We start from the raw sequence: 15,224 nt of genomic DNA, 5'->3' as shown, positions 1-15,224 counted from the left end.
GCACCATCGCGTGGTGGATCTGGGGCATCGCCCACATCTACTTCCTGATCGGCTTGCGCCACCGCCTCAGCGTCGCCCTGAGCTGGCTCTGGATCTACGCCCGCGACCAGCGCGCCGCGCGGCTGATTACGCAGGGAAGCAGCAAGGTGGTGTAGCTTTTTCTTCCTTCTCCCCTTGCGGGAGAAGCTGGCGCGAAGCGCCGGATGAGGGGTATCTCTCGGCGAGGTCAAGTTGTCAGAGATGCGCTCGCGGAGACAGACCCCTCACCTGAGTGAGTCCGCGTCTACCGGCATCGCTGCCCTCTCTCACAAGGGGCGAGGGCGCATCAACGCGCGTCTCGCTTCGCGCGAATACTCATTTCGTCGCGCGCGCACCCGCGCTCACGATGGGCGGCTTCGCATTCAGCGCTTCCACCTGGAAGCCGGCGACGCGCTTGTAGTTGGCGGCAACATCCTCCAGCTCCTGTTGCGACAGCACGTCGGTGACGACCTTGTAACCATCCGGCGCGCGCTCTTCGACGAGCTGCATCACCTGCTCGGGGCCGTTCTTGCGGTTGAGCAGGACGAGACTGGTGGTTGCAGGCCGCCGCTCGGCCTCATAGGCGAGCAGGGCCGCTTGCGTCGGGCCGTGCGCCAGGATCTCGCGGGTGATGGTGCGGGCATCGAGGATCGCCTGCGAGGCGCCGTTGGATCCGATCGGGTACATCGGATGTGCGGCGTCGCCCATCAGCGTGACGCGGCCGAAAGTCCATTGTGACACCGGATCGCGATCGACCAGCGGATATTCATAGGCGTGCGGGCAGTTCTTGATGAGGCCGGGCACGTCGAGCCAGTCGAACCGCCAGCTCTCGAACCAGGGCAGAAACTCTTCCAGCCGCGCGGTGCGGTTATAGTCTTCGCGCCGCCATTGATAGGTCGGCGGCATGTGGCGCTCGGCAACCCAGTTGATCAGATGGTTGCCCGCGGCGTCCGGTTCCTTCGAGATCGGATAGCAGACGAATTTCAGGATCTCGTGGCCGGCCATGATCATGGTACGGCCGCTGAGGAACGCCTTTGCAGGCGTGACGCCGCGCCAGAGGATGCGGCCGTTCCAGATCGGCGGGCCTTCGTCGGGATAGAGTTTTTCTCGCGCAGCCGAATGGATGCCGTCGGCGGCGATCAGGATCGTGCCGTCGTAAGTCCCCGCGGCCTTGCCGGTGGCCTTGTCGATGAAATCGGCGCGCACGCCGTCTGCGGTTTCGCTCCAGCCGGTCAGATGATGGTTGGTGAGGATGTTGTCGCGGCCGAGCCGCTCGATAGCGGTGTCGAGCAGGAGCTGCTGGAGCGTGCCGCGATGGATCGAGAATTGCGGCCATTTGTAGCCGGCCTCCAGTCCGCGCGGCTCGCTCCAGATCGGCTTGCCGTGCTTGGAGAAATAGGCGAGCTCGCGGGTGCGCACGCCGCTGGCATCGAGCTTGTCCATCAGCCCGAGCTCGATCAGCTCGCGCACCGCATGCGGCAGCACGTTGATGCCGACGCCGAGCGGCCGCAGCTCGGCGACGCTCTCGAACACTTTCACGGGAATGCCGATTCCGTGCAGGCTGAGCGCAAGCGTCAGGCCGCCGATGCCGCCACCGGCGATGAGTACGGTCATGGGAAAGCCCCTCCAACTAGAGGCGTCTTGGCACAGCCGGGCGCCGGTGGGCAACTGCGAAGAGCAAGGGCACTGAGAACGCCGTGCTATGGACCTCGGGGCCGGCAGCCGTTAACTTCCGGCTTTCCCATGAGGTCCGACATGCTCAAGCTCTACTACGCCACCGGCACCTGTGCGCTCGCCACCTACATCACCCTGGAAGAAGCCGGCGCCGACTACGCGGCCGAGCGGCTGAGCTTCAAGACCAACCAGCAGAACAGCGCGGAGTATCTCGCGATCAACCCGAAAGGCCGCGTGCCCGCGCTGGTGACCGATCGTGGCGTCCTGACCGAGACGCCGGCGATGCTAGCCTATCTCGCGCAGACCTTTCCCAAGGCGAAGCTCGCGCCGCTCGACGATCCCTTCGACTTCGCCCAGGTGCAGTCCTTCAACTCCTATCTCTGCTCGACCGTGCACATCAACCATGCCCACAAGATGCGCGGCGCGCGCTGGGCGAGCGAAGAAAGCTCGTTCGCCGACATGAAGGCGATGATTCCGAAGACCATGGGCGCCTGCTTCGGCCTGATCGAGCAGAAGATGTACAAGGGACCCTGGGTGATGGGCGAGCAGTACACGATCTGCGATCCTTATCTCTACACCCTGTCGACCTGGCTCGAAGGCGACAGAGTCGACATCAACGCAACGCCGAAGATCGCCGATCATTTCAAGCGCATGTCCGATCGCCCCGCCGTGCGCAAGGTGATGGACGCGCAGAAGGCGTAGGGCTCTTGTAGGGTGGGCAAAGGCGCGTAGTGCCGTGCCCACCATCTTTGATCACTTCAACAGAAGTAGTGGGCAAGCTTCCGCCCTCGCTCTTCGAGCTACGGCGGACAAGTCGCTTTGCCCACCCTACGAAGCCTTCCGCTTCTCCAATTCCCGTCCCGTCTCCAGCATCAGCCGCCTGAGCCAGATCGAGCCGGGATCCATCTGTGCGCGGGTCGGGTAGAACATGAACTGCTCGTCGATCCCAGGGTCGAGCGGTGGCGTCACCGTAACGAGGCCGAGCTGCTTGGACAGCGCCGCGATCAGCCGGCGCGGCACGAAGGCGACGAGGTCGGTGCGGGCAGCGACGTGCAGCGCTTCGAGATAACCCGGGACCACGAGAGCGATGTGCCGGTCGATGCCCTTGGTCCGCAGCCAGGTGTCGATCAGGTCCTCGGGCTGGCCGCGGATAATTACTCCGACATGGCGCGCCGCCAGGAACGTCTCGCGCCGTTTCAGCTTCGCAGCCATGGGATGGCCGCGCCGCACTGCCAGCGCGTCCCTGTCGGTGTAGAGCAGCTGGCGATGAAAGCCCTTGAAGGCGTTGCCGATCGAGATTACGAGATCGATGGTGCGGGCGAACTCGGCGTGGAAGATCGCCGGTCCCCGCCACGGCACCACGTCGATCCGGACGTTGGGAGCGGCCTGCGTCACCTTTTCCATCAAGGGCGGCATCAACAGCTCGACCGCGAGGTCCGGCATCATCAGTCGGAATTGCCGCTCGCTGCGCGCCGCATCGAATTCATCCGATACGAACAGCCCGCGCACCTGGTCGAGCGCCTGCGCCAGCGGCGCGCGCAAGGCTTGCGCCCGCGGCGTCAGCTCCATCCGCGTGCCTGTGCGTACCAGGAGCGGATCGCCAAGGATGTCGCGCAGACGCTGGAGCGCATGACTGGCCGCCGGCTGCGACAGCCCGATCCGCAAGGCGGCGCGGCTGACGCTGGCCTCGCGCAGCAGTGCGTCGAGCGCGGTCAGGAGATTGAGGTCGAGCGAATTCAAATTCATGAGGCGAATAGATATCATACCCACTATCGATTTGAAGAATTTAGAGCCGGCGGCGATGATCTCGGTGTTCTCACCGAGGGAGATGCCGCCATGAACGCGAGCGCCAACAAGAAACTGATGCAGGATATCTTTGCAGCCGCCGCCAGCCCCAATCCGGCTGCGCGCGACCGTGGTTTGTTCACCGAAAGTCTTGCCGACGACGCCAAATGGATCGTGACCGGCCAGTACTCCTGGTCGCGCACCTTTTCCGGCAAACAGGCGATCCTCAACGACCTGCACGGCTATGTGCGGACCCGTCTTGTCGACCGGACACGGACGGTCGCCCACCGCTTCATCGCCGACGGCGATGTCGTCGTCGTCGAAGCAAAGGGCGACAATGTTACGCCCGAGGGGGTGCGCTACGACAACGATTATTGTCTCGTGTTTCGGCTCGAGGACGGCAAGATCAAGGAGATCCGGGAATATTGCGACTCGGTGCTGACCGAGAAGGCCCTCGGCCCGTTTCCGCAAACGGCCGTGAGGGCCGCGAGCTGAGCGGATCGAGCGGCGTCGCGTCCGCCGACCGGTGCCGTCCGCCGCGGTCGGCGAGGGGCGGTCGGTCGCGCAGGCCGGTAGGCTGCAGCGGCATGCATGGCGCTGCGGGCTTCGCGCCAAAACCTTGCTCACCTGCCGATAAAATCAGCAGATGTTGTGCCGTCTGGCGCATGCGCGCGCGAAAAATCTGAAGGTTCAATTAACGAGTGTCGCCCATTGTGTCGCGGTGCAGCGTGGTTCGCGAACAACGCGACCCGCGGCTGCCGGGGTGGCGCGACAAATCGCCGGAGTTGTTCGTCCGCCCGAATTCACATGCTTCTGAGTGGACAGTGGGAATGCCGAGTTTTCGTTTGCGGATCAGGGGACGCCTGTACGCTGGTTTCATGGCCTTGGTGGCGGTTGGTCTTGTGATGGCGGTGGTCGCCATCTGGAATTTGCGGTCCGTCCAGGATCAGGTCGCAAAACTCTCCAAATTGTCGGACAGCACGGCGCACATCCTGGAGATATCGACCCATCTTCAGGCCATCCAGCGGGCCAATCTGCGCTACATTTACGATGCCAACGAACCTGCGATGCGGGAGGCTGCCGAGCGAGAGACCGCGGCGACCGGGCTGTTGCAGCTCGGAGCAAAGGGCACCCTCTCGGAGGAGCGGCGGAAGCTCTACAACGATCTGATCGCCGACATCGCCAAAATGAAAAGCCTGCGTGACAGTCTCGGCGACGCCGTCAACGAGGCGCGGACCGGCAAGGCGACTCTGTTGCCAAGTGGCGAAGAGCTGACCGTCAAGATGGCCAAGCTGGTCGATGTGGCCCGCGCCGCCGCCGACGACGACACGGTGTCGCTCGTCGCGGACCTCGAGTCCCGGGTTCTGCTGGTTCGAATCGCGAACTGGCGCTTCCTCGCTCTGCGCGACACCAACGGCCCCACCGCCTTCAGAACCAATGTCGACAGGGCGGTACAGCGGCTGGCAGCCGTCGAAAGGAGCCCGCAGGCGGCGGACCTTCGGTCGTCTCTGACGCCTGTGAAGACCGCGCTCGGTATCTACAAAGCCGCGTTCGAAACGACCTCCGCCGCGATGCTGCGGTCCGACGAGATCTACCACAAGGATCTCGCACCGCTCATCTCCGCGAGCATCGCCAAGCTCAAGGTCACGGAAACCACCTTGAAGGCGGATTACAACGATTCGCGCATGGCGGCCGATGCCGTAATCGACGGCACGACCTCGCTACAGGAGATCGCGGGCGGCCTCGCCGTCCTGTTCGGACTGATCGTCGCCTTCCTGACCGCCCGCAGCATCGTGGGGCCGCTGACCTCGATGACGCGCGCAATGGGGCTGCTTGCCGGGGGCAATCTCGCCGTCGAGATCCCCTCGCGCGGCAAGGCCGACGAGATCGGCGATATGGCCAAGGCGATCGACGTCTTCAAGACCAACATGATCGAGACCGAAAGGCTGCGCCATGAGCAGACCGCAACCGAGGCTCGGCAGGCCGAGGGCCGCAAGGCCGACATGGCCCGGCTCGCCAGTCAGTTCGAGCAGGCGGTGGGCGAGATCGTCGATACCGTATCCTCGGCATCGCAGGAGCTCGAGGGCTCGGCCGGCACCCTGACCGCGACCGCGAGGCGCGCGCAGGATCTCTCCACCGAAGTGCAATCCGCCTCCCAGGAAGCCTCGGCCAATGTGCAGGCGGTCGCCTCCGCGACCGAGGAATTGTCCTCCTCGGTGACGGAGATCGCGCGCCAGGTGCAGGAATCCGCGCGCATCGCGGGCGAAGCCGTCGGTCAGGTGAGCAAGACCAACGCGCGCGTAAGCGAGCTCTCCAAGGCTGCAGCCCGCATCGGCGACGTGGTCGAGCTGATCAGCACCATCGCCGGCCAGACCAACCTTCTGGCGCTGAATGCTACCATCGAGGCGGCGCGCGCGGGTGAAGCCGGCCGCGGCTTTGCCGTGGTCGCCTCGGAGGTCAAGGCGCTCGCGGAGCAGACCGCGAGGGCCACCGGTGAGATCGCCCAGCAGGTCTCGGGCATCCAGGCCGCGACGGAGGAGTCGGTCGGCTCGATCAGGGAAATCAGCGGCACCATCGAGCGGCTGTCGGAGATCTCGTCGACGGTTGCCGCCGCCGTGGAGGAGCAGGGTGCGGCGACGCAGGAGATCTCCCGCAACGTCCAGCAGGCGGCCCAGGGCACGCAGCTTGTGTCGTCCAACATCGGCGACGTGCAGCGCGGCGCTTCCGAGACCGGCTCGGCCTCTTCGCAGGTGCTTTCGGCGGCACGCTCGCTGTCGGCCGACAGCAACCGCTTGAAGCAGGAAGTCGCCAACTTCCTGAACTCGGTCCACGCCGCCTGAGCATGAAAAGCAAAAGGCCACGCGCATGCGCGTGGCCTCGCATTGTGACGTGGTGCGATCAGGCGACTTTCGTCGTCATGTGCTTGAACATGTTGCTGCGGGCCTCGTCGTCCATCTCCGCCTTGAACGTGAACTTGTCCTTCAGCGCGATCGCGCGCGTCGCCGCGGGCCGGGCCGAGATCTCGTCCACCAGCCGCTTCACGTCCGGATATCGCGCGAAGGCGTCGTCGCCAAGCTTGAATGGCACCATCCGCGCCCAACCCCACAGCGCCATGTCGACGATCGAATAGTTGTCGCCGACCATGTAGCGGCGACCTTTGAGGTGACCGTCGAGAATCTTGTAATGGCGATCGGTCTCGAACTGGTAGCGGTTATGCGCGTAGTCGTGGTTCTGGTCTTTCGGCGCAAAATGCTTGAAGTGCACGGCCTGGCCCGAATACGGCCCGACGCCGGTGGCGACGAACATCAGCCATGACAGCATCTCACCGCGAACATTGGCGGCGGGCAGGAATTTGCCGGTCTTCTCGGCCAGATGGAGCAGAATGGCGTTGGAATCGAACACGATGGTGCCGTTGTCATCGATCGCCGGCACCTTGCCGTTCGGATTGATCTTCAGATAGTCCAGCGTGAACTGCTCGCCCTTGCGGGTGTCGATCTTCACCGGCTCGAAGGGCAGGCCGGCCTCTTCGAGATAAAGCGCGACCTTGGTCGGGTTCGGCGAACCGTTAAAATAGAATTTGAGCATCGGGCATCTCCCCTGTGTTTGTTGGCCGAGAGTGGAGGCAGCAACATGTCCGCAAGCGGCCTTGTCTTGCCCGAACCTTGTCGGGGAGGGCAACCGGCGAGTTTGCCGGGCGGTATCTGCGCGCGACGCAGATCAGCCGGCGTAACAAAGGCCGATCGCCGCCGTAATGACCATGGCCGCGCCCACAGCCTCGAGGCGCAGCCCGATCCGCGTGGCGATATGCATGTCGGAGGCCCGCGCCTTGCGCTCCGATCCGCGCGCATAGCCGTGAACGATGACGTCGTGATTGAAACTGTCATGGGCCTCGTTGCTGCTGGCGAGCCCGACACAGACCACGAGCACGCCGAACAAGGCGAGGCCGAAAAATCCCAGCAGCGCAATCAGGAACATCGGAAACATGCCGACCAGAAAGATCGGCAGCAGCGGCACCAGCAGCAATGTCTCGGACTGTCGTCGCATGGCTCGACCGGTCAAGACGGGGCGTAGACAGTCAATCTAGTCCCGGCCGTCGCGTCATTCAAGACGCCGTAGGGTGGGCAAAGGCGCAAAGCGCCGTGCCCACCAAACATCGCGGCGAGAATGGTGGGCACGCTTCGCTTTGCCCCACCCTACAACATCACGGGAAGGCTACCCCGCCGCCATGCCGGCGCGGATCTCGGCGCGGAGCTCGTCGATCAGCTTGAGACCCTTCTTGGTCTCGATGTGCCAGAAGGTCCATCCGTTGCAGGCTTGCGCGCCTTGCGCCACCGCGCCCATGCGGTGAATGGAGCCGACCTTGTCGCCGAACATGATGGCGCCGTCGGCGCGGACCAGCGCGCCGAGCTTCTTCTTGGCGTCGAACAGCTTGGTGCCGGGCATGATCATGCCGCGCTCGATCAATTCCGAGAACGCAACCCGCGGCGCTTCGCGCGCCGTCATGAACGGGGCGAGGCTTGCCTCCGGCAACGGCTCGACCGCGGCGATGCGCGCTTGTGCCGCTTTCGCATAGGTCTTGTCGCGCTCGAAGCCGATATAGGAGCGGCCGAGGCGCTTGGCGACCGCGCCGGTGGTACCGGTGCCGTTGAAGGGATCGATCACGAGATCGCCGGGTTTGGAGGACGACAGCAGCACGCGTGCGAGCAGGCCTTCCGGCTTCTGCGTCGGGTGCACTTTCTTGCCATCGGCGCCCTTGAGGCGCTCCTCGCCGGTGCAGAGCGGGATCAGCCAGTCGGACCGTGCCTGCACGTCCTCGTTGGCGGCCTTCAGCGCCTCGTAGTTGAAAGTGTAGCCCTTGGCCTTCTCGTCGCGCGCGGCCCAGATCATGGTTTCGTGTGCGTTGGTGAAACGGCGGCCGCGGAAATTCGGCATCGGGTTGGTCTTGCGCCAGACGATGTCGTTCAGGAGCCAGAAGCCGAGATCCTGCATGATCGCGCCGACGCGGAAGATGTTGTGATAGGAGCCGATCACCCAGATCGTCGCCGACGGCTTCATCGCGCGGCGGGCGGCGAGCAGCCAGGCGCGGGTGAAATCGTCATAGGCGGAGAACGAATCGAACTTGTCCCAGTCGTCGTCGACCGCATCGACATGGGATTCGTCGGGGCGCTTGAGATCGCCCTTGAGCTGAAGATTGTAGGGCGGATCGGCGAACACCAGGTCCACCGAACCAGCCTGAAGCTTCGACATCTCTGCGACGCAATCGCCGAGGACGATGCTGTGCGAAGGAGACTCAAAATTTGTGCGGGGCGCCCTTGCAGACGCCCCGCGACGCGACTCTACCATGACTCAAGAACTCTGACTCAGGCGACGCTGTCGGCGACGCGGGACCAAACAACCGACTGACCGTTACATTGAAGCGGCAAAGTAAAAATCGACTTAACCCGCCGCTTTGGTAAGCAGCCCTCGCATCGCGCCTCGCACGCGGTTCGCTCCGCGTATTCGCCGTGTTTTGCAGTGTATTTCGCGTTTCTTCGCGTTGCGGCTGTGATCGGAGCGCAAAAAGACTCGAAATTCCTCTCGGAAAAAATTGCTCGATGCCCGGAAAAAATTGCTGGCGTTGCCATGCTGTCGCACTAGGCAATAATTGCCGAGCGGGATATTGATTAACGCAATGGAAATTTTACGTGCATGGTGCGTTGAGCTTTGCCGCCTTTGCGCCCAATTGATGCCAGCCAGGACCGAGGGAAGCCGCCATGCGCTACGATGATTTCCGCCGCAGCGACGACATCGAGGATCGTCGCGACGATGGTGGCGGGGGCGGTGGAGGAGGCGGGTTCGGCCTCCCCATGGGCGGCGGCGGGCTCGGGATCGGCACCATCATCGTGCTCGGCCTGGTCGGCTACGCCTTCGGCATCGATCCGCGCATCCTGATCGGCGGCGCCGAGATCCTCACCGGCGGCGGCCAGGCGCCGTCCTACCAGACCGATCGCCAGTCGTCGTCCAACGCCAAGCGCGGCGCGCCGACCGACGAGATGGGCAGCATGATCTCCGGCATCCTCGGCGAGATCGACGATCGCTGGAGCGAGATCTTCCAGGCCTCGGGCCAGTCCTTTACCGGTCCGAAGGTCGTGCTGTTCCGCAACGTCACCAATGGCGGGCGTTGCGGCCGGGCCGAGTCGGCGATGGGACCGTTCTATTGCCCGCCGGACAAGACCATCTTCCTCGACACCGGTTTCTTCCGCGAGGTCGAGACGCGTTTTCGCGGCTGCTCCGGCAAGTCCGCTTGTAACTTCACCACCGCCTACATCATCGCCCATGAGGCTGGCCATCACATCCAGAACCTGCTCGGCATCATTCCACGCGTGACGCGCCTGCAGCAGCAGGCCGGCAGCAAGGCGGAGTCGAATGCGCTCCAGGTGAAGGTCGAATTGCAGGCCGACTGCCTGTCCGGTGTCTGGGTCAATCGCGAGGCGAAGAAGCGGCCGAACTTCCTGGAGCCGGGCGACATCGACGCCGCACTCACCACGGCGAGCGCGATCGGCGACGACACGCTGCAGCGCCAGTCCACAGGCCGCGTCGTGCCCGATTCCTTCACCCACGGCTCGGCGGCGCAACGCAAACAGTGGTTCATGACCGGCTACCAGCAGGGCACCGTCCAGGCCTGCAACACGTTTGGTGGCGGACAGTAGGCTGACGGTTTCGTGCCCCGGACGCAGCGCAGCATGTAATGCTGCGCTGCTGAGCCGGGGCCCATAACGCCGGCGCCTCTGAGATTTCACGAGCATGGGTCCCGGCTCTGCGACGCACCGCTGACGCGCTGCATCGCGTCCGGGACACGAGAGGAAGTACAATGACCTCCATCGACGAAACAAAACAATTCGTCCCGCTCAACATCGCAGTGCTCACCGTGTCCGACACGCGCGTGTTCGCGGATGACAAATCCGGCCAGACCTTGGCCGACCGTCTCACCGCGGCCGGCCATCATCTCGCCGCGCGCGAGATCGTCACCGACGACGTCGAGGCGATCCGCACCGTCATCCGCCGCTGGATTGCGGACGCAAGTGTCGACGTCGTCATCACCACCGGCGGCACCGGCTTCACCGGGCGCGACGTCACGCCGGAGGCGGTTGAGCCCTTGTTCGAGAAGCGCATGGACGGTTTCTCGATCGCATTCCACATGCTGAGCCACGCCAAGATCGGCACGTCGACGATCCAGAGCCGCGCCACGGCCGGCGTCGCGGGCGCAACCTACATCTTCTGCCTCCCAGGTTCGCCCGGTGCCTGCCGCGACGGCTGGGACGGCATCCTCAAAGCCCAGCTCGATTACCGCACGCGTCCCTGCAATTTCGTCGAGATCATGCCGCGGCTGGACGAGCATCTGCGTCGGCCGAAGGCCCAGGGCGCGACGGTGTAGTGCTTGCTTCCCTTCTCCCCTTGCGGGGGAAGGTGGCGCGAAGCGCCGGATGAGGGGTATCTATCGGCACGGAGTGCTCGGAGACATACCCCTCACCCTAGTGAGTGAGTGTCTACCAGCAGCGCTGTCCTCTCCCGCAAGGGGCGAGGGCGCATTCATGCGCATCTCGCTCGTTGCGAAATAGTCAGAGATCCCGCTCCCAGGTCTCGCCGATCAGATCGACACCGAAGCTGTGGTGCTTCTCTTCCTTCACGAGCTTGAAGCCTGCACTTTGATAGATGCCACGCGCGGCGACCAAAATGCTTTGCGTCCACAGCGTCATCTTGCTGTAGCCCCTCTCGCGCGCACCCTGGATACATTGCTGGACCAGCGCGCGGCCGACACCGAGTCCCCGCGCTTTCTTTTCCACCTGCAACAGCCGCAGCTTGGCAATCTCGTCCGTGGCCTTGACCAGAAAGATCGAGCCGACCGGCTCGCCATCCACTTCCGCAATCCAGCAGTGCTCGCGCGCGGGGTCATAGTTCTTGATGAACTGTGCGCAGATCTCGGCGACCAGGGCCTCGTAGCTGATCTCCCAGTTGTAGTCGGCCGCATAGGCGGCGGCCTGCCGGGAGATGACCCAGCCCATGTCGCCGGCGCGATGGCTGCGCAGCATGAAAGCCGCGGGCTGGCTTCGACGCTCCAGCACAGCCTCGATGGTCGCCATAGCCTGCGTGAGCCGCGTTGCATCGCTGGCCGAAAGCTGAGCCAGCATAGCGGCGACCTCATTTTGCGAGCCCAGGTTCAGCTTGGCAAAGGCCTGGCGCCCTTTGGCGGTGAGGCTGAGCTGGTATTGCCTGCGATCCGCGGGCAGGGGCCTGCGGGTGATCAGGCCCTTTTCGTCGAAGCTTTGGACTATGCGGCTGAGATAGCCGGGGTCGAGGCCAAGCTCGTTGCCGATCTCCTTGGCGGCAAGGTCGTCCCGTTGTGCGAGCTCGTAGAGCACGCGGGCCTCGCTGAGCGAGAACGGGCTCTTTCCAAGGTGCTGGTCGAGCACGCCAAGTTTGCGGGTGTAAAAGCGGTTGAAGGCGCGGACCGCTGCGATGTGGTCGTCGGTACCGTTAAATGACATGGGTCACCTTGATACTTGCCATTGTCAAGCAATTATTTGACTTTGGCAAGTATCGAGAGTGTTAGCCGACCATGACGATCCGACTGCGCAGCATGATCCGCGACGAGCGGCCGAGCCGCCGCAGCAGCCGCGCCTCGGAGCGGCGGGCTTGGGGCGCGTAGCCGCCGATGCGGTCGTAGTGATCACGCGCGATCAAAAGTCCCTGATCGCCGAAGGGACCGACGAGCTTGCGCATCAGGGCCCAGAGAATATCGCGGAAGCCGGCATCGGCGTAGGGCGAGCGGGCATAGCGGAAGACGGCCGCACGATCCCGGCCGCTGGTCGAGACGGACTGGATGAACTGGGTGGTTTCCTCGATCCAGCCGGTTTCCAGCACAGCGCCCGCAGGGAGGAACATCAGCCAGGACGAACGGGCCTGGAGTGCGCCGGCGGCGAGCGCGGCGCCTTGCGTGGATCCTTCGAAGCCGATGAAACGGCAGCCCGCGACGTCGGCAACGCGCTCGATGACGCCATTGCGGGTGCCGTCGACCAGGAGCACTTCCCGGATGATGCCTGCGGCGGCACCGGGTACCAGCGCGGCCAGAGTGGCGACCGCCGTCTGCTCGACGCCTTCGGTCGGAATGATGACGCTCAGCATGATTGAGGCTTCAGTGTCCACACTTCGGGAGAAGCGTAGCTCATTATGAGGGCGTCATAAAACATGTGGCGCTGCCGAGCAACTTTCCGGCCGCGCTTCGGGTATACGATGGTAAACCGCTGCAGCTGTCGCATCCAAATGTGTCCCGTACGGGGCGGCGATATTGCCGAATGTGTCGCCCCAAGCCTGTCCTGTCCGTATTAGTCCGGAGACGAACCGCAACATTGCGAGGCGCGCCGGCCGTTCGTAAATCCTGCAAGAGGAGGATGCGATAGCGGGAGAACGGGAAAAACCGTGCAATGGTGCTGCTGACGAGGCTTTGAATGAACGCCGATCAACTTGCTGTTAACTCGCCGGCAACATCTCCCAGGCCGGACGGCGCGCCGACCTTGCGGATCCGCGCCGTGATGCTGGGTGAACGCATCAATCCCTCCGGACTCGAAATGGGCGCGACAGTCTCCTCGATGCCGGCCGCCTTCCGCGTCCATGCCGGCCTTGCGGTCATCTTCCGCTACGGCGTCGTGGTGCTGATCGGTCTCCTCCCTTCGGAGGAGAAAGTGCTGATCGACAGCCTGAAGCCCCGCGTGATCGGCGAGTTCAGCCCCTACGAGGAGGAGATCGCGCATGCGCAACTCTGCAAGGACGAAAGTGCCGAGGCTATCCAGCCGGGCGGCCCGATCTGTCTCGCCAAATTCTCCGACGACCGGCTGCTGCTGATCGCGGACGCGCTTGCCAAGAGCACTTCGCTCGCACGTGACGAGCGCCGCGTCGCCGCCGTCTTCGACGTGATCGAGCCATTTGCGCGCAAGCTCGCCGAGCAGGGCCGCACGCCGCCCCGGCGCAAGGGCATCTTGCAATTGATCGGCAATGCGCTTCTCGTCCAGCAGCGCGTCGCCGGCCGTGTTGCGGTGGCCGAGAAACCCGACGTGCTCTGGGAGAAACCCGAACTCGACCGGCTCTATGCCCGCCTTGAAGACGAGTACGAACTGAAGGAGCGCCTGGACACGCTCGAGCGCAAGCTCGCCGCCGTGTCCGCGACCGCCAACGCACTTACCGACATCATCGATACCCAGCGCTCGCTCCGCCTCGAAATCGCCGTGGTGGTGCTGATCGTGATCGAGGTCGCGATCGGGTGTTTCCAGATTTGGTCGGGGACGCATTAGAACGCGCGGGCCGCTGGATCAATTTATCCCGCAAGCGAGATGCTCGTGACTGCGCCCGCGCCCCCTTGCGGGAGAGGGCAGCCCCGCAAGGAGACACAAACTTACAGGGGTGAGGGGTATGTCTCCGCATACTCACATGCATACGTGAGCGACCAAAGAACCCCTCATCCGGCGCTTCGCGCCACCTTCTCCCGCAACGGGCGAAGGGAAGCGACGCCGACGTACGCCGTTGATCACGAGCTGACGGCCCGCAGCACCGCCGCACAATGCCGCGCGATCATCAGTTCCTCATTCGTTGGAATGACGAAGACATCGACTGCGCTATCGCCATCGTTGATGCGCTCGCGCGCCGCCTCATTCGCAGCGGCATCGATGCGCACACCGAGCCAGTCGAGACGCTCACCGATCGCGCTGCGGATTTCCCCGGCGTGTTCGCCGATGCCGCCGGTGAAGATCAGGCAGTCCAGCCCGGCAAGCGTTGTCGCCATCGCCGCCACCTCCTGCGCGGCGCGGAAGGTGAAGAGCTCGACCGCCTCCCGTGCCGCAGCTTCGCTGCTCGCAAGCAGCGTGCGCATATCCGAAGCGATGCGGGAGACGCCGAGCAGGCCCGATTCGTGATAGAGCAGGTGCTGGACATCTTCGACCGACATTTTCTCGTGCTGTTGCAGATAGAGCAGCACGCCCGGGTCGATCCTACCGCAGCGCGTGCCCATCACCAGTCCGTCGAGCGGCGTCAGTCCCATCGTGGTGTCGATGCTGCGGCCGTCGCGCACGCCGCACAGGCTCGCGCCGTTGCCGAGATGCGCGATCACAGTGCGCTTCGCCACGAGCTGTGGTGCGATTCGGGCGAGCCGTCCCGCGACATATTCGAACGAGAGGCCATGAAATCCGTAGCGCCGGACGCCGCGCTCTTCATAACCTCTCGGAATGGCGAAGCGGCTGGCGGGCGGCGCAATGCCGTGGTGGAAAGCGGTGTCGAAGCAGGCGATCTGCGTCAGGTCGGGCCTTATCGCCGTGATGGTGCGGACCGACGCCAGGCAGCGCTGCTGGTGCAGCGGCGCCAGCGGCGTCAGCGCTTCCAGCTTTGCGGTGACATCATCCGTCAGCTCGACCGGAGCGGAATAGTCCGGACCGCCATGGACGACACGATGGCCGACGGCGCGCAAGCGATAGTCGCCGAAACGATCCTCGATGAAGCCGAGCACGTCGGCGAACAGATGATCGCTGTCCGCATCCGATGCTTCCCTCCGTTTCCCGAACAGGTCCTCGCCCGCGGGGCTCTTCACGACGAGCCGCGGCTTCGTCTCGTGCTCGTCGAGCAGGCCCTTGCAGAGCAGGGTGGGCTCGGCCGCCGAGATATCGAACAGGCCGAATTTGATGCTCGACGATCCCGAGTTGAGAACGAGTACTGTGTTTGACATG

The 15,224-nt window shown here is 64.1% G+C and carries 14 protein-coding genes and 1 pseudogene; 7 read left to right on the top strand and 8 right to left on the bottom strand.

Translation table 11 applies throughout. From position 1 onward, the window contains the following. Positions 1-155, top strand: a pseudogene (locus FXB41_RS41205) (NAD(P)/FAD-dependent oxidoreductase); the annotation flags it as partial. Positions 156-354: 199 nt separating this feature from the next. On the opposite strand, the gene FXB41_RS32780 reads toward FXB41_RS41205, so the two are convergent. Next, positions 355-1,632: a flavin-dependent oxidoreductase gene (locus tag FXB41_RS32780; RefSeq protein ID WP_219684699.1), complete on the bottom strand. Its 1,278-nt coding sequence runs from the start codon at positions 1,630-1,632 to the stop codon at positions 355-357. 141 nt (positions 1,633-1,773) lie between these two features. On the opposite strand from FXB41_RS32780, the gene FXB41_RS32775 reads away from it, so the two are divergent. Then, positions 1,774-2,394 (top strand): glutathione S-transferase family protein, encoded by a 621-nt coding sequence (locus FXB41_RS32775; RefSeq protein WP_219684698.1) that lies wholly within the window; start codon positions 1,774-1,776, stop codon positions 2,392-2,394. 126 nt (positions 2,395-2,520) lie between these two features. On the opposite strand, the gene FXB41_RS32770 is transcribed toward FXB41_RS32775, so the two are convergent. Then, entirely contained in the window at positions 2,521-3,438 is a 918-nt protein-coding gene (locus FXB41_RS32770) for a LysR family transcriptional regulator (RefSeq protein WP_007595001.1), read from the bottom strand. 90 nt (positions 3,439-3,528) lie between these two features. Here FXB41_RS32770 and FXB41_RS32765 point away from each other — a divergent pair, with 90 nt between their 5' ends. After that, complete coding sequence (locus FXB41_RS32765; protein ID WP_219684697.1) at positions 3,529-3,972, top strand: nuclear transport factor 2 family protein; 444 nt, start codon at positions 3,529-3,531, stop codon at positions 3,970-3,972. Between the two features lie 335 nt (positions 3,973-4,307). Continuing rightward, on the top strand, positions 4,308-6,317 hold the full coding sequence (locus FXB41_RS32760; protein WP_007594997.1) for a HAMP domain-containing methyl-accepting chemotaxis protein: 2,010 nt from the start codon (positions 4,308-4,310) through the stop codon (positions 6,315-6,317). 58 nt (positions 6,318-6,375) lie between these two features. Here FXB41_RS32760 and FXB41_RS32755 read toward each other — a convergent pair whose 3' ends face one another. From FXB41_RS32755 to FXB41_RS32745, 3 genes are all read right to left on the bottom strand, one after another. After that, positions 6,376-7,062 carry a glutathione S-transferase family protein gene (locus FXB41_RS32755; RefSeq protein ID WP_219684696.1) on the bottom strand — a complete coding sequence of 229 codons (687 nt, stop codon included), beginning with the start codon at positions 7,060-7,062 and terminating at the stop codon, positions 6,376-6,378. Positions 7,063-7,194: 132 nt separating this feature from the next. Beyond that, the gene (locus tag FXB41_RS32750) at positions 7,195-7,521 is read right to left on the bottom strand and encodes a hypothetical protein (RefSeq protein ID WP_219684695.1); all 327 of its coding nucleotides are present in this window, start codon (positions 7,519-7,521) and stop codon (positions 7,195-7,197) included. A 168-nt stretch (positions 7,522-7,689) separates the two neighbouring features. Then, the gene (locus FXB41_RS32745; protein WP_007607106.1) at positions 7,690-8,820 is read right to left on the bottom strand and encodes a site-specific DNA-methyltransferase; all 1,131 of its coding nucleotides are present in this window, start codon (positions 8,818-8,820) and stop codon (positions 7,690-7,692) included. A gap of 410 nt (positions 8,821-9,230) precedes the next feature. Between FXB41_RS32745 and ypfJ the strand changes: the two genes are divergently transcribed. Beyond that, positions 9,231-10,166 (top strand): KPN_02809 family neutral zinc metallopeptidase, encoded by a 936-nt coding sequence (gene ypfJ / locus FXB41_RS32740; RefSeq protein WP_007594991.1) that lies wholly within the window; start codon positions 9,231-9,233, stop codon positions 10,164-10,166. Positions 10,167-10,327: 161 nt separating this feature from the next. Continuing rightward, on the top strand, positions 10,328-10,891 hold the full coding sequence (gene moaB / locus FXB41_RS32735) for a molybdenum cofactor biosynthesis protein B (protein WP_219684694.1): 564 nt from the start codon (positions 10,328-10,330) through the stop codon (positions 10,889-10,891). Positions 10,892-11,075: 184 nt separating this feature from the next. On the opposite strand, the gene FXB41_RS32730 is transcribed toward moaB, so the two are convergent. Together FXB41_RS32730 and FXB41_RS32725 are read right to left on the bottom strand one after the other, a co-directional pair. Next, complete coding sequence (locus FXB41_RS32730) at positions 11,076-12,002, bottom strand: bifunctional helix-turn-helix transcriptional regulator/GNAT family N-acetyltransferase (protein ID WP_219684693.1); 927 nt, start codon at positions 12,000-12,002, stop codon at positions 11,076-11,078. 61 nt (positions 12,003-12,063) lie between these two features. Next, complete coding sequence (locus FXB41_RS32725; protein ID WP_007594985.1) at positions 12,064-12,639, bottom strand: glycosyltransferase family protein; 576 nt, start codon at positions 12,637-12,639, stop codon at positions 12,064-12,066. Positions 12,640-12,962: 323 nt separating this feature from the next. On the opposite strand from FXB41_RS32725, the gene FXB41_RS32720 reads away from it, so the two are divergent. Then, the gene (locus tag FXB41_RS32720; protein ID WP_007594984.1) at positions 12,963-13,802 is read left to right on the top strand and encodes an RMD1 family protein; all 840 of its coding nucleotides are present in this window, start codon (positions 12,963-12,965) and stop codon (positions 13,800-13,802) included. Positions 13,803-14,035: 233 nt separating this feature from the next. On the opposite strand, the gene FXB41_RS32715 is transcribed toward FXB41_RS32720, so the two are convergent. Then, positions 14,036-15,223 (bottom strand): acetate/propionate family kinase, encoded by a 1,188-nt coding sequence (locus tag FXB41_RS32715; RefSeq protein WP_219684692.1) that lies wholly within the window; start codon positions 15,221-15,223, stop codon positions 14,036-14,038. Between the last annotated feature and the right edge of the window lies 1 nt (position 15,224).

Source organism: Bradyrhizobium canariense (genome assembly GCF_019402665.1).
GTDB classification, from domain to species: domain Bacteria; phylum Pseudomonadota; class Alphaproteobacteria; order Rhizobiales; family Xanthobacteraceae; genus Bradyrhizobium; species Bradyrhizobium canariense.
This window is presented reverse-complemented; position numbering and strand designations above follow the sequence as displayed.